Origin of the sequence: Candidatus Blochmanniella vafra str. BVAF, assembly GCF_000185985.2 — a bacterium.
In the GTDB taxonomy this organism is placed as follows: Bacteria; Pseudomonadota; Gammaproteobacteria; order Enterobacterales; family Enterobacteriaceae; genus Blochmanniella; species Blochmanniella vafra.
Map to the genome: position 1 here is coordinate 12,180 of NC_014909.2, position 18,899 is coordinate 31,078.

Consider the following 18,899-nt stretch of genomic DNA (forward strand, 5'->3'; position numbering starts at 1 on the left):
TAATCGATTATTTTTTAGTATTTAAAAGTTTAATATTTTGATTCAGTATACATATAATTATTATTACTTTATGATCTATGTATGTTCATATTATTTTTTTTTGATAATCCATGGTAAATAATGTGTTGTTGAATAATAGTAATAACGTTACTAATGATATAATATAACACCAATCCTGATGGAAACCATAGAAAAAATACAGTAAAAGCTGTTAACATAATTGTCATGATTTTTTTTTGTGTTGGGTCAGTGATAGTGGTTGGGGCTAATTTTTGTATTAAAAGCATAGTTATGCCCATAATAATTGGTAAAATATAATAAGGATCTTGTGTAGATAAATCGTTAATCCATAGCATAAATTTGGCGTGTCTTAATTCAACTGAATTTGATAGCATATAATATAACGCTAAAAAAATTGGCATTTGTATTAATAAAGGCAAACATCCTCCTAGTGGGTTAACTTTTTCTTTTTTGTATAGTTCTATAGTTTTTTGATGACATTGATATTTATTATGTTTATATTTTTCTTGTATTAAAACAAGTTTTGGTTGTAACATACGCATTTTTGCCATAGAGGTATATTGCGCTTTTGTGAGGGGATACATAATAATTCGGATTATTATTGTGATTAATATGATTGATACTCCCCAATTATTTATATAGTTGTGAATTAATTGTAATAATTTAAATAATGGTTGGGAAATAAACCAGAACCAGCCATAATCAATAACTAAATTTAAATTTGGAGCTATTGTTGATTTAATATGGTCTTGAATTTTAGGTCCAATCCATAAAATTGTTTGAAATTCCTTTTTTTGTCCAGGTGGAATCTGTATCAAATCAGATTGAAATCCTATAGACATATAATGATCATCAATGTAAGTAGTGTGAAAAACGTTATTAACGGGGGTGATAGGTAACCATGCTACTACGAAATATTTTTGTAATAATGCAACCCATCCTCCTATACTGTGAATATTTAAATTATTGTGCTTCATATCATTAAAGCTATATTTTTGATATTTTTCTTTATTGGTAGAGTATGCAGATCCTTCGTATTCGGAAGATAAGTATATTTTATTTTTATTATTTTTTAATGGAATCGGTAAGTAATATTGTGATTGTACTAAATTGCCAAGTATTCTAGTATATATGGAATGAATACTAGTATTATCTATAGTATGATTTATGGTGATAAAGTAATTGTTTCTATGAAATAGGTATTGTTTAGTGTAAATAATACCGTTGGGGTCGTAATGCATTAAAGTAAATTGGAGTGTATTTTTGTTATTTTTAAGAATATATTTGTTTTGATTATTTATATCAGTATATAAAAATTTTTTACATTGATTTTCTTCATTTGAAAGATTTGTGTTTGTTGTTAATTCGCTGTAAGTTTGGTATTGATATTTTTTTGATGAATTTAATAATCGCAATGGTTGTTGAGAATTTAAATTGTCTAAATATTTTAGAAGATAAGCGTCTTCAATATTTCCTCCATATTTATTGATTTTTAATAAAAAAACATCGGTTTGCACTGTGATTATATCTTTATTTTCTGAATGAACAATATTTTTTTGTATGTTGTTTGGTGGTGTAGAAGATGATATTTTAGAATTTAGGTATGAATTTGTATAGTTATCTTTTAAATTATTTAAATGAGTTTTTTGATAGTAATGCTCAATTTCCCATGTTTGCCATAATATAAATGAAATGATTAAAAAAATTCCAATAAAAAAATTGCGTTGTGAATCCATATTCACTATATCCTTAGTTTTTTCATGTTGAAAGGAGTGGTAATTTTTATTTTTTTTAAAATTTAAAGGGTGGCATTGTAAAATACGAATACATATTTTCCAAATACCTTTTAATATTCCAAATTGAAGTATGGAATTAATTCCGTATTGTGAACATGTTATGGAGAAACGGCAATGATGCCCTAATATAGGGCTAATTGTTATTTGGTATGCGCGTATTAACCATATTATTAATTTTGTTATTAGTATTCGTGTTGCTTCCATAGTTTTTTAAATTCTTCATTTAAATTGTTATGTTTTAAATAAAGAATTTTTTTTGAATAAATAGTTAATACAAAATCTAAATTTAATAAGTTATGTTGAAGTATTCGAAAGGTTTCTCGTGCGTGTCGTTTAATTGTATTTCGGTCATGCGCTCGGTTGATATATTTTTTTGAAATAGCTAATCCTATTCTAGGAAATCCTAATTGATTAGGTCGACTAAATAAAAGTATACCATTTGATTTAATAATTTTTTTTGCTTTAAAAACAGAGAAGAATTCTTTAGAATTTAATAATTTTGTTTGTTTTGATAAACGGATTCTATTCATTTTGAATTTTATTCATTTCTGATAGAAATATGTTTGAGATTCTTAAAATTTTTAAGAAGATGTCGATAATCTAATCCGACCCTTGGATCTTCGTCTTGATATTATATGTCTTCCATTTTTAGTAGACATTCTAATTCTAAATCCATGAGTTCGGTTTCGTTTTAATATAGAAGGTTGAAAGGTACGTTTCATACATGTCACTATATCTTTAGTTGATATATACCTATATTTTTTAACTAAAACTTAATTATATAAAATAAAATTAAGAAAGTCAATCATATTTCAATGAAAACCCTACTTCAAAAATAAATATTATTATATCATATTTATGATATGATAGTGTTTGTTATGTATGCGATCAAATAAATAACGGGCGTATATTAAGTTAAAAAACGATACTAATCAATCATAATTATGACTTTTTGTGTTGAAAGGCAATCTTTATATCCAATTTTGCAGAAAATTATTTCTGTTGTTAGTAATAGACCAAGATTACCTATTTTAAAACATATATTGTTAGAAATTAATAATAATTGTTTGATTTTAATTGTTACGAATTTAGAGGTAGAAATTATAGCTCATGTTTTTTTAGAGAAAAGATATGTTTTTAGGTCGGTTACTGTATCGGGTATTAAATTGTATGAGATTTTTCGTAATTTATCGGCATGTGCTAAAATTTTTATAAAATTAGAAAATAACAAACTGCTTGTAAATTCTGGGTGTAGTAGCTTTGTTTTATCTACTTTACCTGCTTCAGATTTTCCTAATGTAGAAACATTGAAAGTTGATTGTGAATTTAATGTAATTATATCACAATTGATGTTTAAAAAAATAATTGAATTAACTCAATTTGCTATGGGATATCGTGATGCTCGTCATTACTTAAATGGTATTTTTTTTGAAATTGAAGATAAGGTTGTTCGTGTTGTAGCAACTGACGGGCACCGGTTAGCAATGTGTGAAATAACTGCGGATACGTTATCATCATCGCATTCCATAATTATACCACGACAAGGAATAGTGGAAATTTTACGTTTGTTAAATTATACAAAGAATTTGGTTAAAATAAAAATTTATGATAATCGAATTTGTGTGAAAATTGATAATTATATTGTTCATTCTAAATTAATTGATTCTGTATTTCCAAATTATAAAAGAGTTTTGACGAATAATCTAAAATTATTTTTTGAGGTTGATCGTATTATATTAAAGCAGGCATTAAAACGAGTTTCTATTTTATCTAATGAAAAACTTAGAGTCGTTCATTTTAATTTAATGCATGACCAGTTGAAAATAACGGCAAATAATTTTAAACAAGAAACTTCAGAAGAGATTTTAGAGATATTGTACGATAATGAAAATATTGGGATATCTTTTAACGTAGATTATATATTAGATATAATTAATGTAATAGATTCTAAAACTTTAAAATTTTTTTTGACGGATCCAGTATCCAGTGTGAAAATTGAAGGAATTCCTAAATTTTATGAAGCAACTTATGTTGTAATGCCTGTTAGAGCATGAGATGTGTGTTAATACGTATCAGGGTATAGGGGTATATGATTAATTTATTTTTTGATATTTTTATTGTTGGATCTATGTATTATAGATATATATAGAAGGTATATATGCAAATTATTATTATATAATGTCAATATATTAATTATACTAATATTAGTAGAATATAGATGTCAATTGTGATGTATAAATTTGAGTATTTAAGCGTACGAATATAGAAATGTAATAATATTTATATAGATTGTATATTTTAATAAAAAGGACGGTGTTTTTGTATTTAGATATTATTATAAATAATAGTGCGTGTATATCAAATTATGATATCTGTTCATATAAGTTTTTATATGTTTATGAATAAAGTAACAAGGAAAAAATATGTTAAGTTCTTATGATTCTTCTAGTATTAAAATTTTAAAAGGTTTAGATGCAGTTAGAAAGCGACCTGGTATGTATATTGGAGATACTGATGATGGAACTGGGTTACATCATATGGTATTTGAAGTTGTGGATAATTCTATTGATGAAGCTATTGCAGGGTATTGTCAAAAAATAGTAGTAATTATTCATCAGGATAATTCAGTTTCTATTCAAGATGATGGTCGGGGGATTCCTACTGGCTTACATGAGGAAGAGGGCATATCTGCAGCAGAAGTTATTATGACCGTATTACATGCTGGAGGTAAATTTGATAATAATAGTTATAAAGTATCAGGAGGTTTGCATGGAGTAGGAGTTTCAGTGGTAAATGCATTATCTGAAAAATTAGAATTGATTATTGAAAGAGATTTGAAAATTTATAAACAGATTTATTTTTTTGGTAAGCCGAAGTCGCCTTTGTCTATAGTAGGAGATAGTAATAAAAGTGGCACCACTATACGTTTTTGGCCAAATTTTCAAATATTTACAAATAAGATTGAATTTCAGTATGCTGTTTTAGCTCGACGTTTTCAAGAATTATCATTTTTAAATGCTGGAGTATCAATTGTTTTATGTGACGAGCGTAATGGTAAAGAGGAAGTTTTTTGTTGTAATGGAGGAATTAAAGAATTTATAAAATATTTAAATATTAATAAATCACCAATTCATTCTAATATATTTTATTGTATGGGAAATAAAGGGGAAGTTAATGTGGAAGTTGCTTTACAATGGAATGATTCTTTTCAAGAAAGAATTTATTCTTTTACTAATAATATTCCACAAAGGGATGGTGGCACCCATTTATCAGGGTTAAAGTCTGCAATTACACGTACCATGCATTTTTATATAGATAAGGAAGGATATAATAATAAAAAAACTAAAATTATTACTCTTGGAGAGGATGCCAGAGAGGGGCTTGTTGCTGTTTTATCTGTTAAAATACAAAATCCTAAGTTTTCTTCTCAAACTAAAGAGAAGTTGGTTTCATCAGAGGTAAAGCCTGCTGTTGAATCCTTGATTTATGAAAAATTAATGGAATTTTTTCTTGAGAATCCAATTGATTCTAAAAATATTATAGGAAAGGTAATTAGTGCGGCCCGTGCTCGAGAATCGGCAAGAAAAGTTAGAGATTTGAGCAGAAGGAAAGGATTATCGGATTTTTCTATCTTACCTGGAAAATTATCTGATTGTCAAGAAAAGAACCCAAGGTATTCTGAATTGTATTTAGTAGAAGGAGATTCTGCTGGAGGATCAGCAAAACAAGGTAGAAATCGTAAAAATCAGGCAATATTGCCATTAAAAGGAAAAATATTAAATGTAGAAAAAGCTAGATTTGATAAAATGTTGTCTTCTCAAGAAGTAATGACTTTAATTACCGCATTGGGTTGTGGCATAGGTCAAAACGAGTATAATTTAAATAAATTGCGTTATCATAGTATTATTTTAATGACCGATGCAGATGTAGACGGAGCACATATCCGTACTTTATTATTAACTTTTTTTTATCGACATATGCCTGAAATTATTGAAAGAGGACATATATTTATAGCACAACCTCCTTTGTATAAAGTTCAAAAGGGTATTCAATCAAAATATTTAAAAGATGAAGAAGAAATGTATCAATATCAAATATCTATTGCCGCTCGTCATGCTCGGCTGTATTTAGATGTCAATGATACTTTTCCGTTATCTGAAAAAATGTTAAAAAAGTTAATTTTAGAGTATTTTGTCATACAAAAGATTATTGTAAGAATGGAACGTCAATTTCCAAAAGTTTTATTAAATAGATTAATTTATCATCCTGTTTTATCTACAGAACAATGTTTAGTTTATTCAGATGTAGAAATATGGATTCAATCGCTAGTTGAATCATTAAGCCGATTTCAAGAATATGGAGATGGTAATGATTATAGTTTTGTTATACAAAAAAATATTAAGGAGAAGTATTTTGTGCCTATTTTACGGATAAGGACTTATGGTGTAGATAGAGATTATTTGTTAGGGTTAGATTTAATTCAAAGTTATGAATATGGAAAGTTAGTATCTTTTGGAAAAAAGATGAATGAGTTGCTATTGTCTAATGGATATATTGAGTATGAAGATTGTCATAAAAATATAAATTCTTTTAATCAAGCAATTGAATGGCTTATGCAACAATCGAGAAAAGGGTTGATTATTCAGCGTTATAAAGGGTTAGGAGAAATGAATCCAGATCAATTGTGGGAGACTACTATGAATCCTCAAAATAGATGTATGTTGCGTGTGACGGTAAAGGATGCAATAGAAGCGGATAATTTATTTTCTACTTTGATGGGAGATTTAGTAGAGCCTAGACGTGCGTTTATAGAAGCTAATGCATTAAAGGCTACGAATGTAGATTATTAATACATTATTGAAAGAGAGTTTTTCTATATTAAAACAAAAATTCACCACAAAGTGTGAATGTTATCTTTGTATATTATGAGTCTTTATAATAGAGTACAGAGGAGGAATATCATAGTTACATAATAGTATAAATAAAAATTGTTAAACATATAGGTATATGTTAAAATGGGCTTTAGTAGTGTAAAGGTGGGGAGTGGTGTGTTTGATTTAAAATATATTTAGAAGAGAGGTTTTTATGCATAATTTTGATTTTTCACCATTATATGGATCTGTTATAGGATTTGATAGATTAGTAAATTTTTTAGAGGTAGGGCAAAGTAATGGTAATTATCCTGCTTATAATGTTGAATTAGTTAGTGAACATAAATATTGCATTTCTATTGTAGTGGCTGGATTTTCAAGTGATGAATTAGATATTACTACTCATGATAATATGTTAATTGTAAAAGGTATTCACACTAGAAATGATAGTAATTCTAATTCAGATTCTAAGAATTATTTATATCAAGGAATTACTGATCATGATTTTGAAAGAAAATTCCAATTAGCTGAACATATTCAAATTACTGGAGCTAAATTAGATCGAGGTATTTTGTATATACATTTAACTAGAGTATTACCAGATATTCTTAAACCAAAGCATATAGAAATTAAGTAAAAATATACTAATTTGCACTTTTTTAGCAGACTCAGCTATTGTATACTTCAGATTTTTCTGAAGTATACAATAGCTGAGTCTGCTAAAAAAGTGCAAATTAGTATATTTTTACTTAATTTGTAATGTTATAACTAACAAATTTAGAAATTAATTTTAAAATTTATAAGTAATCGTTAAATTAAGATGTTTATAGATGTAGAAAAGTATGTTAAAGTATTAAATTATATTTTTTAGTTGTAATTCTATTTTTAAATAAGCATAAAAAATGGGGGCCGCTATTAGTCCTTCTAGTCCAAAAATTGATTCTAAAAAAATCATAGCCAGAACTAATTCCCAGGTATGAGAATTTATTTTATTCCCAATGATTTCGGCATTTAAAAAGTATTCTAATTTATGAATTAAAATTAGATATATTAACATTGTTATTCCAATACTTAATGAAATGGATAAAGCTGAAATAGTTATCATAATATTAGAAATTAAATTTCCAACGATTGGTAATAATCCTAGAACAAAAGTAATAATAATTAAGGTTTTTCCTAATGGTAATGTTTCTCCAAATACTGGAATCAATATAAAAATCATGATAGATGTTAACAGGGTATTAATTGAAGATATTTTTAATTGAGCAAATACTATATTATGAAATGCGTGAGATAAATTATATATTCGTTCTAATAATTGATTAGTAAAATATGTATTGCTTTCTATATATTTTTTTTTATATTGAGGATAAGCAATCATTGCTCCAATTATTAATCCGATTAATAAAGTGATACATCCGTGTAAAATAACATGTCCCATATTTCGAATTAGGATGATGTTTAATTCAATCCACGAAAATATTCGTTCTTTTAGTTCTGATGTTGTATTTGGAAAAAATTTTGGTAAAAAATTAGGGAGTTTTTTTTTAAAGTCAGAAAAAATATGATTAATTTCATTCAACATATTAATTTTATTTGTATTTTCTGAAAAAAAATTAGTACAATTTGAGATACTTATTGCAATAGTAGAAATAAGAATAATAATTATTATTAAAATAGAAAGTTGACGTGCTCGATAGGTTCCTATAAATCGTTCAAAATATGTTGATAAAGATACGATAATTTCATAAGTTAAAAATCCTGAAAAAAAACAAGGAAATAACCCTAATGGAATAATCATAAGAATAGATGCAAACATTATTATATAAGAAATTGCTGTAATCCAAGTTTTTATAGAAAACATTATAATTTTCCTAATATATAAATTATTTGTAATAATAAAGTATTTTAAGATAATTTTTATTATTAGTATTTGGTATTTATAATTTATATAAATGTTTATATGGATAAAAAAGTATCTTTTTATATAAAAAAAAGAGTATAGTATATATTATACTAATAATTCAGTAGTAAATTATGTATAATATATACTATAAGATATATCAGTATTGTAGTATATGAAAATTTTACAATATAAACAATGTATTAATAGTAAGTGTTTTATTAATTTGATTTTTTAAAAATTTATCAAAATAATGAGTAAGAATTTTTATATGATAATAGGGGTATAACAATAGTTGGAATTAATATAAACAAAAAGTTTGTATTGAGATACATAATATCATTGTATTTCATAATTTTCAGCGTATGTTCAATATGTATAAATATATTAATACATTATTAGTGATTTGGTTAATATGCAACAACAGTATTATGATGTTAATGTCAAAACTATACAAGATTTAATAATGGATTTAGAAAAGTTTTGGATACATAATGGATGTATTATAGTGCCATCGCTAGATATGGAAATTGGTGCAGCAACGTCTCATCCTATTACTTTTTTTAAAGCTATTGGTCCAGAACCAGTAGCTGCGGCTTATGTACAAGCATCTCGTCGTCCTGCTGATAGCAGATATGCAAAAAATCCAAGTAGGTTACAGAAATATTATCAATTTCAAGTGATTATAAAACCATCTCCTGAAAATATGTCACAATTATATTTAAATTCTTTAAAAGCAATTGGAATAAGTGAATCAGAAAATGATATCAGATTTATTGAAGATAATTGGGAAAATCCTACGTTGGGAGCATATGGGTTAGGATGGGAAGTGTGGTTAAATGGAATGGAAATAACTCAACTTACTTATTTTCAAAGAATGGGGGGATTAGAATGTTTTCCGATTACTGGAGAAATAACTTATGGATTAGAAAGATTAGCGTTATTTCTTCAAGATATGGATAATATATACGATTTAATTTGGGGCAATACTATAACTGGTGATATTACGTATAAAGACTTATATTATCAAAATGAATTAGAACAATCTAGTTATAATTTTAAATATGTTAATGTTAGTTATTTATTTCAGAATTTTAATGAATATGAAAATGAGATAAACTATTTACTTTCTTTAGATGAACCGTTAATAGTTCCATCTTATGAGTTAATTTTAAAATTAATACATATTTTTAATTTATTAGATGCAAGAAAAGTTATTTCTGTTACAGAGCGTAAAAATTATATTTTACGCATTCAAAGGTTATCACATATGGTAGCAGAAATGTATTATTTTTTTCGTAAAAAAATAGGATTCCCTTTATGTGCGAACAAAACGAATAATATAATCGAATAATAATTATGAAACAATATACTTTGTTAGTAGAAATAGGTACTGATGAGTTACCTGCTAAGTTTTTAAAAAATATAGGAAAAGATTTTTATTCACATATTAAAAATGAATTTAAAAAAAATAATATTCTTTATAATGAAATTTATTGGTTTGCTTCTCCTAGGCATTTAGCAGTTAAATCTCGTATTTCAATCGGTAAAAATCAAAGTTTATTTAAGTCTGACGTATATAATCGTAGTGATATTGATAATTGTATTGTTGATAAAAATTTATTTTTAAAGAAAAAAAATAATAAATTTTCTCAAAATATTTCAAGTCATGTTAATATTTTAGAATTTAATAGATTTGAAACGGAAGGTATTCGTCAAGATAAGTTTATAAATGTTAGGCAATTTAAGCTTTTATTGGTTCAAATTATTAAAAATGCTTTAGGAAATTTGATTAATTATGAAACGATGCGATGGGGGGATGTACTAATCCCATTTATTCGACCTGTTAATACTGTTACAATTTTATTGGATACTAATATAGTTTCTGGTCGTATTTTTAATAAAAATATAAATAGAATTGTATATGGTAATAGGTATATAAAAAATAATAAAATTATTTTGAATAATGCAAATGATTATCCTAATGTGTTGTTTGAACAAGGTTATGTGATTGTAGATTATAATATACGTAAACAGAAGATACGTATGGATGTTGAGCATAAAGCTTTAAAACTTGGAGGCGTAGTTGATATAAAAAATGATGATTTTTTAGAAAAAATCACTTCTTCGATAGAATGGCCTATTATTTTATTTGGTAAATTTAATAAAAGATTTTTAAAATTACCAAAAGAATTAATAATTCATATCATGCAAGATAAACAACAATATTTTCCTGTATATGGGAAAAATCAGGATATACTTTTACCGTATTTTATTTTTGTGATTAATATAATTATTGATAATTATAACAAAATAATTAATGATCATGAAAATATTATTAATATGCGTTTTTTAGATGCAGAATTTTTTTTAAAAAATGATAATAAAAATCGTTTAGAGGATTATTTTCCTAAATTAAGTGAAATAGTATTTCATAGTCAACTTGGAAGTTTAAAAGATAAAGTGCATCGAATAACAGAATTATCTGGATGGATAGCTAATCAAGTTAATGAAAATGAATTTAAAGCTAGAAGAGCGGGATATTTATGTAAATGTGATTTAGTTACTGATGTGGTGTTAGAATTTCCTGAGGTTCAGGGTATTATGGGTATGTATTATGCTCAGAGAGATGGAGAAGAAAAAGAAGTAGCATTAGCTCAAAAAGAGCATTATCAACCTAGATATTATACAGATAAATTACCTACAGAACGAATTTCTTGTATTGTGTCTATTGCTGATAAGATGGATACAATATCTGGTATTTTTAGTGTTAAGGAATTTCCTACAGGAAGTAGAGATCCGTTTGGATTAAAAAGGGCAGCTAAAGGTATATTAAATATTGTTCTTGAAAAGAACATGCCTATAAATTTATTAGATTTGATAAGTAAGTCAATTATGTTATATAAATTGCAATTAGTTGACGATGATTTAATAAATATTAAAAATGATGTTTATACTTTTATGTGTCAACGTCTTTGTTTGTATTATCGAGCATTAGGTTATAAAGAAAATATAGTTCGATCTGTTTTAAATATTAGGTTTGGGAATATAATTAATTTAGGGAAACATATTGACTCGGTTCATAATTTCTATACCATTCAGAAAGAAAAAGGGGCTATGTTCAATTTAGTTTATAAACGTATATCAAATCTTATTAGAAATCAAAATGTCTTTTGTAATATAACAGAAGAAATTAATAAAACTTTACTTAAAAGTTTAGAAGAAATTAAATTATTTGAGCAGATAACTTATACTAAGATGAATTTAAATTCTGTATTGCAAGAGAGTCGTTATAGTGATGCATTAAACATTGTAGAAAATCTATTCCATAGAACTAATTTTTTCTTAGATAATGTTTTTATAATGAGCAAAAATCAAAATATAAAAGAAAACCGGCTATCTTTAATTAAGACGGTGAAAGATTTAGTTTCAAGAGTAATAGATATATCTGTTTTACTTAAATAAGTCATTTTAATGCTTAAAACTTAAGCAATGGGCAAATTATTTAAGAAACTTTTTTAATTCAAATAAAAAGATTCATCAAACCTTCTAGAAGCCTCATCCCAATTTATGATATTCCAAAAAGCTTTCACATAATCTAAACGTCTATTTTGGTATTTTAAATAATAAGAGTGTTCCCATAGATCCAGTCCAAATATTGGGAATCCGTATGTATGAGATAATTTGTTTTCCATAAGAGGATTATCTTGATTTGGGGTAGAAACGATTTTTAAATTATTATTGTGTATTATTAACCAAGTCCAACCTGATCCAAAACGACTCATAGAAACTTGTTCAAATTCTTTTTTGAAGTTATTATAATCTATAAAGGTGTTTTCTATTGCTTTTTTTAGTGATCCTTTTAATTCTGTACCTAGTTTAAGAGATTTCCAGAAAAGGCTATGATTAAAATGACCACCTCCATTATTACGTAATATATCTTTTTTTTCTTGGGGCAAGAAATCTAGTTGTTTAATTAGATTTTCTATTGTTAAATTTGAAAATTTGGGTAAATTTTTTAAAGCGGAATTGGCATTATTGATATACGCTTGATGATGTTTAGAATAATGAATTTCCATAGTTTTTGCATCGAAAAAAGGTTCCAAAGAGTCATATGAATATGATAAATCAGGTAGTTTAAAAACCATTTTAAAATCTCTCTTAATTGAATAATGCTAGTATCTAATGATTTAATTATATTGAATAATAATGAATAAGTAAAGCATAATTTAAAAATTAGAAGAAGGTAGTGGGAATATATAACTTGGGTAGTATTTTAATTGTTATATATTTTTAATTGTGTAAAAATATGTATTTTAAATATAAAATTCATATTTTTCAAGAAATTAAGATATAAATATAGGTGTCATGAGTGAATAAGAAATTTTGTAATTTTGATTTACCTTTGTTTTCTATGATAAAGTTAAATAGTATTAATGATCTGATAAAGAAGAGAATAGATAACTGTTATACTGAAGTAGATCGAATTGTATCATTAAATAAATCAATAACTTATTGGAAGGATGTATATGAACCATTAAGAATATCGGAAAATAAATTAAAAAAGGTTTGGTCTATAATAACTCATTTAAATTCAGTAAAACATGATTTAAAGTTACGTGTTATTTATCAAAACAATTTAATGTCTATTTTGGAATATAGAAACTGGGTAAATCATCACCTTGGTTTATATCGGTTATATAAATCTTTACAAAATAATAGTTCTTATCAATTATTAAGTACTATACAGCAAGTAGCATTAAGAAAAATTTTATCTCGTTATGAGATATCGGGAATTCATTTATGTGGTGATAAGAGAAAATGTTATTGTAGAATGATGTGTATGTTATCTCAACTTAATACAATTTTTGATAATAATGTTCTAGATTCTATACGAGGATGGAAAAAAATAATTACAGATCAAAGTTTATTATCAGGTATTCCAGATGATCAATTACATATAGCTCGTTTGGAGGCTCAACGTAATCAACGACTAGGATGGTTATTTACATTACAATATCCTGTATATTTATCAGTGTTATCTTATTGTGACAATGAAGATTTTAGAAAGGAATTATATTGGGCTTTTAATACTCGAGCATCTGATCAAGGTCCTAATGCTGGAAAATGGGATAATACTTTAGTTATAGATGAAATTTTATCTTTACGCTATGGAATAGCTAAAATTTTAGGATTTAATAGTTATTTCGAAAAATCTTTACAGACAAAAATGATTCAAAATCCTACAAGTATACTTAATTTTCTTAAGAATTTACTTAATCATGTTCATCCTAATGCAAAGAAAGATTTTTTAAAAATACAAAGTTTTGCTAAAAAATATTACTCTCATAAATGTGTAAATCCATGGGATGTAAAGTATTTTCAAGAAAAACAGAAATCGCATCTTTTTCAGATTTCAGAAAAAGAATTGCGCTTTTACTTTTCGGAAGAAAAAGTTTTATCTGAGATGTTTTCGATAGCTAATCGTATGTATGGTATTGTGATAAGAGAACGAAAGGATGTAGATGTATGGGATTCAAATGTACGATTTTTTGATATATTTAATCATAAAAATGAGTGGCAAGGAGGATTTTATTTGGATCTTTATATGCGAAGAAATAAATGTGAAGGAGCATGGATGGATATATATTCGGATACGAAGAATGAAGATGATATGGAATATCAAATGCCTATTGCATATCTTATTTGCAATTTTAATGCTTCTGAAGATTCAGGTAGACCATCTTTATTAACTCATGGGAATATAGTGACATTATTTCATGAGTTTGGTCATGTTTTGCATCATATTTTAACATCTATAAGTATTTCTGAAATATCTGGGGTTAATGGAGTGGAATTAGATGTTGCAGAAATTCCAAGTGTGTTTATGGAGAAATTTTGCTGGGATCCAACTGTATTGAAATCTATTTCTCAACATTATCAAACAAAAAATTCTTTATCAAATAACATGATTAATGATTTATTAAGATTAAAAACTGAACAAGCTACACATGATTTGTTAAAGCAAATTATGTGTAGCTTGTTTGATTTTAAGATTCATCATGAGTATAGCCCAAAAGAGAAAAACCCGGTATTAAACATTTTTAATGAAATCAAACAAAATACAATAGTGTATCCACCGTTTGGTGACGATAGGTTTCCTCATTCTTTTGCTCATATTTTTTCTGCTGATGATTATGCGGCAGGATATTATAGTTATTTATGGTCAGATATGTTAGCGTCAAGTATTTGGTTACATTGTAAAGATTTACGGTTAACCGATTCTCAAATGGGAAATTTGTTTCTTGATCATATGGTGTGTATGGGACAATCTATTGATTTCAAACAGTGTTTTACTTGTATTAAAAATAAGGTAGTTACAACTCAAGCTATTTTAAAATATTATAATATTCCTATACAAAATAATCTATTTTTTAAGTTATGTTAGTGTAAATATATTGATTTGTTAATAGCGGTATTATCATATTTTAATTCATAATATAATTTATATACATAGAGAATAAATAAAGATTAATAAGAGGAGAATATATATTTTTATATTGTGATTAGTATCATGATAATATGATACTATATTAATTGATGAGGTTTTATTTTGTTAATTTTAAAAAAATAATTCAAATAATGAATATATGTATTATATTTAAATGTTTTGGTAAAATAATTTAAAAATTAATAAATAGAACCCCCCACTTAATATAATAGATATAGGTATAGTTAAAGACCAAGTCATTAGGATATTTTTTATTATTTTCCATTGTACTCCTTCCCATCTATGGGTTAACATACTTCCAGTAATAGATGAGGATAATATATGCGTAGTAGAAACAGGCATACCAATATAACTGGCTGTACCTATAGATATAGCAGTAGTTAATTGAGCAGATAAACCTTGTGCGTAGGTCATTTTTTGTGTACCTATTTTTTCTCCTATAGTAATAGCAACGCGTTTCCATCCTATTGTTGTTCCCAAGGATAAAGATAAAGCTACTGCTACAATAATCCAGGTTGGAGCGTATTCAATGGTGTTTAGTAGGTTAATTTTTAAGTGTTTTAAGAATTTTTTGTTTTTGTTTGATATGTCTGGATGTTTGATGATTTGATCTAAGATATCGGTTATATACATTAGTAATTGTCTAATTTGTAAGCGTTGGTTCAAATTTAGTTGTTCATAATTTTCTAAGTTTTCAAGTAAGCATAAAGAATTTTGCATAATAGTTAAAGTTAATGAAAAATCGTAAAAGATTTTTTTTATTTGAGCTGTAGTCAGTACTGTGGATATTCGACAATTGCAATTAGATTGATGATTATGTTCATGTATTAAGTGTGTTGTAATTTTTTGAATGGATGGGTCAATAATTACCAATTGGTTTAAAGCGACAGATATAGGCATAGACATAATTTCTGAAGGAATAATATTTTTGAAGTGATCATGGTGTTGTATATAATATCGTTGAAAATTGTTTATTGCATTTCGAGTATTAGTAATATCATTATTATTAGCATGCATATTTAAAACAAAGCTAGCAGGAGCTACTCCTACTAAAAGCAACATAATAAATCCAATTCCTTTTTGTCCATCATTTGCACCGTGTGAAAAACTAACCCCAGCAGCAGATATAATGAGTATTATACGGATCCATAATGATGGGTGTTGTTTGCCATATAACTGTGCGTGTTTAGATGGAGTCATATGTATTTCTTGATATTTACCGAAATTACTCCGATAGCGTAATAATAAAGACATTATTATTTTAGATAAGATTAAACCTATAATTGGAGATATTATCAAAGATAAGAAAATATGAATTAATTGAGAAATATTTAATTCTTGATTTACTGAACAATGTGTAATAAATGCATTGGCAAATCCTATGCCAATTAATGCCCCAATTAAAGTATGAGAACTAGATGTAGGTAATCCAAAATACCATGTGCCAAGATTCCATAATATTGCTGCGAATAGCATAGAAAAAATCATGATAAAAATATGATTAGCGTTAGTATTCATAAAAAAATAAGTAGGAAGTAAATGCACAATCGTATATGAAACACTAACTCCTCCTAACATTACTCCCAGAAAATTAAATATTCCTGACATTATAACTGCGTTACTAGAACGTAAAGCACAAGTATAAATTACAGGAACTACAGAATTAGCAGTATCATGAAATCCATTAATAGCTTCGTAGACGAAAACGAAGCATAATGCAAGTATTAATAGAACCCTGATATGTATGTCTAAATCGTAAAATAGATATGACATAAGGAATATGCTGTATATAAAATAATCAATTTTAAAATATTAGTATAATTAACATAAAATAAATATTTTTTCTCTAATATATTCTAGGCATATATACACATATAGTATGATATACTAGTACGTTTTCTCGTGCATAAAAATATTATGTCTAAATTATGATTCTTTATAAAGAAATAATCTTGCATAGTAAATGCATATTTTTATGCATACATTTTTTCAAGTACAATTGTTGTAACGATAAAAATAAATGTTGTTATAATTAAATATAAATTAGTAGAAATAAAAAAAATTATATAACATCAATATAATTAGTTTTGATTAAATGTTTAATCTCTTTAATATATATAATAAAAATTATACTTTAGTTAAGTTGATGCGCATTAATCAACCTATCGGGTTTTTTTTGTTGATTTGGCCAACTTTATGGGGATTATGGATGTCAAATCGGGGTATACCTGATTTTTTTACTTTAATAATATTTATCATAGGGGCTATAATCATGCGGTCTGCTGGTTGTGTAATTAATGATTATATTGATTGTGATATTGATATATATGTGCAACGAACTAAACATCGCCCCCTTTCTAGTAGAATAATTACAAAAAAAAAAGCATTATTAACTTTTATATATTTAATTATTTTTGCAGCAGGATTAATTTGTGTATTTGATACTTCAACTATATTATTAGCATTGTTAGCTTTGGGATTATTAATAATATATCCTTTTTTAAAAAGATATGTATATTTGCCTCAATTAATATTAGGAATTTTATTTAGTTGGCCTATTTTAATGGCGTATACTGCTACTTGTCATGTGATTGATAGTACTGCTTGGTTATTATTTTTGGTTAATACTGTTTGGACTATAATATATGATACGGAGTATTCTATGGTAGATCGAGATGATGATAAAAAAATTGGGATAAAATCTTCTGCTCTTTTATTTGGAAATATGGATAAATTAATAATAGGCATATTGCAAATAATTACTATATTTATGTTTATCTTTATTGGCTATAAAGAAAAATTACCTATTGTGTTTTATTGTTTTTCTGTATGTGGGGGGGGGTTATTATTTGTATGGCAACAAATATTAATACATCATAGAATTAAAAAAAGATATTTTAAGGCTTTTTTGAATAATAATTATGTAGGTTTATTAGTTTTTATTGGAATAGCATTAAGTTTTATTTAAACATATATTAGATAATAAAATGCATTTTACATGAATTAAAAAATATTTTGTATTTTATTATAATTGTTAAAACAAATACGGTGAAAATTGTTTTTATTTACGTTGTGATAAAAAGGATGAGTTAGTAATAGAAACATGTGTTGAATTAGTACAATTGAAGCATAGTCCGTGCGATTCAATTATGTTGTTAGATATGACAAATCCTCTAAGTTTTGCTGTATGGTGTAATATTTCTTCAACACCCTTGATTGTTTGTTCTGTTACCTGTTTACAATGATTGCAAATAAAAAAAACAAAGTTATGAGATAATTCTAAAAAATATTTACATAACATAAATTTATTAGTAGATTCAATACGGTGAATAAATCTTTGTGCTAATAAGAAATGTAAAGCTCGATAAATAGTAGAAGGTTTTGCGTGAGGCAATGAAGATGTACGTAATAAATTTAACAAATCGTATGCGCTAATAGATTGATGATATTGTTGAGAAATTAATCGTAATACTTCTAATCGTTGTGCAGTGAGTTTTACATGTCTGTGTTCACATATTTTTTTTATTTGTATTAAAAGCGTTTGAATATTAATGTGCATACTATTATTCCTTATATGTTAATGGAAAGTACTAAATTTATTTAATAAAATTTTATTTATTATTATACCTAAAAAAATAAAAAATATAGATTTATATTAAATAAAGAGATTAAAGCTAGAATATTATTTTAGTATATATTGTATATAATTGATGTTTTACATTTAGTAATAAATTATTGATTATTTTGAAAAAATATTATTTGTAATATGAAAACATGATTTTTTATTAATAATTTTG

Annotated in this window: 14 protein-coding genes; 7 read left to right on the forward strand and 7 right to left on the reverse strand. The window is 25.9% G+C overall.

Annotated elements, in window-relative coordinates:
• Nucleotides 1-68: 68 nt before the first annotated feature.
• The 3 genes from yidC to rpmH are packed head-to-tail and all read right to left on the reverse strand — an operon-like array spanning nt 69 to nt 2,539.
• Entirely contained in the window at nt 69-2,021 is a 1,953-nt protein-coding gene (yidC, locus tag BVAF_RS00060) for a membrane protein insertase YidC (RefSeq protein ID WP_013516351.1), read from the reverse strand.
• Nucleotides 2,000-2,347, reverse strand: a complete 348-nt coding sequence (gene rnpA, locus BVAF_RS00065) for a ribonuclease P protein component (RefSeq protein WP_013516352.1) — start codon at nt 2,345-2,347, stop codon at nt 2,000-2,002. Before rnpA ends, yidC begins: the two co-directional genes overlap by 22 nt.
• A 51-nt stretch (nt 2,348-2,398) precedes the next feature.
• A complete protein-coding gene (gene rpmH / locus BVAF_RS03175) occupies nt 2,399-2,539 on the reverse strand; it encodes a 50S ribosomal protein L34 (RefSeq protein WP_013516353.1) in 141 nt (46 codons plus the stop codon).
• 222 nt (nt 2,540-2,761) lie between these two features.
• Here rpmH and dnaN point away from each other — a divergent pair, with 222 nt between their 5' ends.
• The 3 genes from dnaN to BVAF_RS00080 all read left to right on the forward strand — a co-directional run bounded on the left by dnaN (nt 2,762) and on the right by BVAF_RS00080 (nt 7,325).
• A complete protein-coding gene (gene dnaN, locus BVAF_RS00070; protein ID WP_013516354.1) occupies nt 2,762-3,871 on the forward strand; it encodes a DNA polymerase III subunit beta in 1,110 nt (369 codons plus the stop codon).
• Between the two features lie 369 nt (nt 3,872-4,240).
• The gene (gyrB, locus tag BVAF_RS00075; RefSeq protein ID WP_013516355.1) at nt 4,241-6,667 is read left to right on the forward strand and encodes a DNA topoisomerase (ATP-hydrolyzing) subunit B; all 2,427 of its coding nucleotides are present in this window, start codon (nt 4,241-4,243) and stop codon (nt 6,665-6,667) included.
• A 235-nt stretch (nt 6,668-6,902) separates the two neighbouring features.
• Nucleotides 6,903-7,325 carry an Hsp20 family protein gene (locus BVAF_RS00080; protein WP_013516356.1) on the forward strand — a complete coding sequence of 141 codons (423 nt, stop codon included), beginning with the start codon at nt 6,903-6,905 and terminating at the stop codon, nt 7,323-7,325.
• 216 nt (nt 7,326-7,541) lie between these two features.
• Here BVAF_RS00080 and BVAF_RS00085 read toward each other — a convergent pair whose 3' ends face one another.
• Nucleotides 7,542-8,552 carry an AI-2E family transporter gene (locus BVAF_RS00085; protein WP_013516357.1) on the reverse strand — a complete coding sequence of 337 codons (1,011 nt, stop codon included), beginning with the start codon at nt 8,550-8,552 and terminating at the stop codon, nt 7,542-7,544.
• 454 nt (nt 8,553-9,006) lie between these two features.
• Here BVAF_RS00085 and glyQ point away from each other — a divergent pair, with 454 nt between their 5' ends.
• The gene (glyQ, locus tag BVAF_RS00090; RefSeq protein ID WP_013516358.1) at nt 9,007-9,945 is read left to right on the forward strand and encodes a glycine--tRNA ligase subunit alpha; all 939 of its coding nucleotides are present in this window, start codon (nt 9,007-9,009) and stop codon (nt 9,943-9,945) included.
• 5 nt (nt 9,946-9,950) lie between these two features.
• A complete protein-coding gene (glyS, locus tag BVAF_RS00095) occupies nt 9,951-12,056 on the forward strand; it encodes a glycine--tRNA ligase subunit beta (protein WP_013516359.1) in 2,106 nt (701 codons plus the stop codon).
• Nucleotides 12,057-12,109: 53 nt separating this feature from the next.
• Here the strand turns inward: glyS and BVAF_RS00100 are convergent, their stop codons facing one another.
• Nucleotides 12,110-12,739 carry a Fe-Mn family superoxide dismutase gene (locus BVAF_RS00100; protein ID WP_013516360.1) on the reverse strand — a complete coding sequence of 210 codons (630 nt, stop codon included), beginning with the start codon at nt 12,737-12,739 and terminating at the stop codon, nt 12,110-12,112.
• 224 nt (nt 12,740-12,963) lie between these two features.
• On the opposite strand from BVAF_RS00100, the gene BVAF_RS00105 reads away from it, so the two are divergent.
• Nucleotides 12,964-15,039: a M3 family metallopeptidase gene (locus tag BVAF_RS00105; RefSeq protein ID WP_013516361.1), complete on the forward strand. Its 2,076-nt coding sequence runs from the start codon at nt 12,964-12,966 to the stop codon at nt 15,037-15,039.
• A 213-nt stretch (nt 15,040-15,252) separates the two neighbouring features.
• On the opposite strand, the gene BVAF_RS00110 is transcribed toward BVAF_RS00105, so the two are convergent.
• Nucleotides 15,253-16,875: an inorganic phosphate transporter gene (locus BVAF_RS00110; protein WP_013516362.1), complete on the reverse strand. Its 1,623-nt coding sequence runs from the start codon at nt 16,873-16,875 to the stop codon at nt 15,253-15,255.
• A gap of 322 nt (nt 16,876-17,197) precedes the next feature.
• Between BVAF_RS00110 and ubiA the strand changes: the two genes are divergently transcribed.
• Nucleotides 17,198-18,070, forward strand: a complete 873-nt coding sequence (ubiA, locus tag BVAF_RS00115) for a 4-hydroxybenzoate octaprenyltransferase (protein WP_013516363.1) — start codon at nt 17,198-17,200, stop codon at nt 18,068-18,070.
• 93 nt (nt 18,071-18,163) lie between these two features.
• Here the strand turns inward: ubiA and zur are convergent, their stop codons facing one another.
• Nucleotides 18,164-18,661 carry a zinc uptake transcriptional repressor Zur gene (zur, locus tag BVAF_RS00120; RefSeq protein WP_013516364.1) on the reverse strand — a complete coding sequence of 166 codons (498 nt, stop codon included), beginning with the start codon at nt 18,659-18,661 and terminating at the stop codon, nt 18,164-18,166.
• Between the last annotated feature and the right edge of the window lie 238 nt (nt 18,662-18,899).

Coding starts and splice junctions, on each gene's coding strand:
- yidC (WP_013516351.1), bottom strand. CDS start 2,021: ATGGAAGCAACACGAATACTAATAACAAAATTAATAATATGGTTAATA.
- rnpA (WP_013516352.1), bottom strand. CDS start 2,347: ATGAATAGAATCCGTTTATCAAAACAAACAAAATTATTAAATTCTAAA.
- rpmH (WP_013516353.1), bottom strand. CDS start 2,539: ATGAAACGTACCTTTCAACCTTCTATATTAAAACGAAACCGAACTCAT.
- dnaN (WP_013516354.1), top strand. CDS start 2,762: ATGACTTTTTGTGTTGAAAGGCAATCTTTATATCCAATTTTGCAGAAA.
- gyrB (WP_013516355.1), top strand. CDS start 4,241: ATGTTAAGTTCTTATGATTCTTCTAGTATTAAAATTTTAAAAGGTTTA.
- BVAF_RS00080 (WP_013516356.1), top strand. CDS start 6,903: ATGCATAATTTTGATTTTTCACCATTATATGGATCTGTTATAGGATTT.
- BVAF_RS00085 (WP_013516357.1), bottom strand. CDS start 8,552: ATGTTTTCTATAAAAACTTGGATTACAGCAATTTCTTATATAATAATG.
- glyQ (WP_013516358.1), top strand. CDS start 9,007: ATGCAACAACAGTATTATGATGTTAATGTCAAAACTATACAAGATTTA.
- glyS (WP_013516359.1), top strand. CDS start 9,951: ATGAAACAATATACTTTGTTAGTAGAAATAGGTACTGATGAGTTACCT.
- BVAF_RS00100 (WP_013516360.1), bottom strand. CDS start 12,739: ATGGTTTTTAAACTACCTGATTTATCATATTCATATGACTCTTTGGAA.
- BVAF_RS00110 (WP_013516362.1), bottom strand. CDS start 16,875: ATGTCATATCTATTTTACGATTTAGACATACATATCAGGGTTCTATTA.
- ubiA (WP_013516363.1), top strand. CDS start 17,198: ATGTTTAATCTCTTTAATATATATAATAAAAATTATACTTTAGTTAAG.
- zur (WP_013516364.1), bottom strand. CDS start 18,661: ATGCACATTAATATTCAAACGCTTTTAATACAAATAAAAAAAATATGT.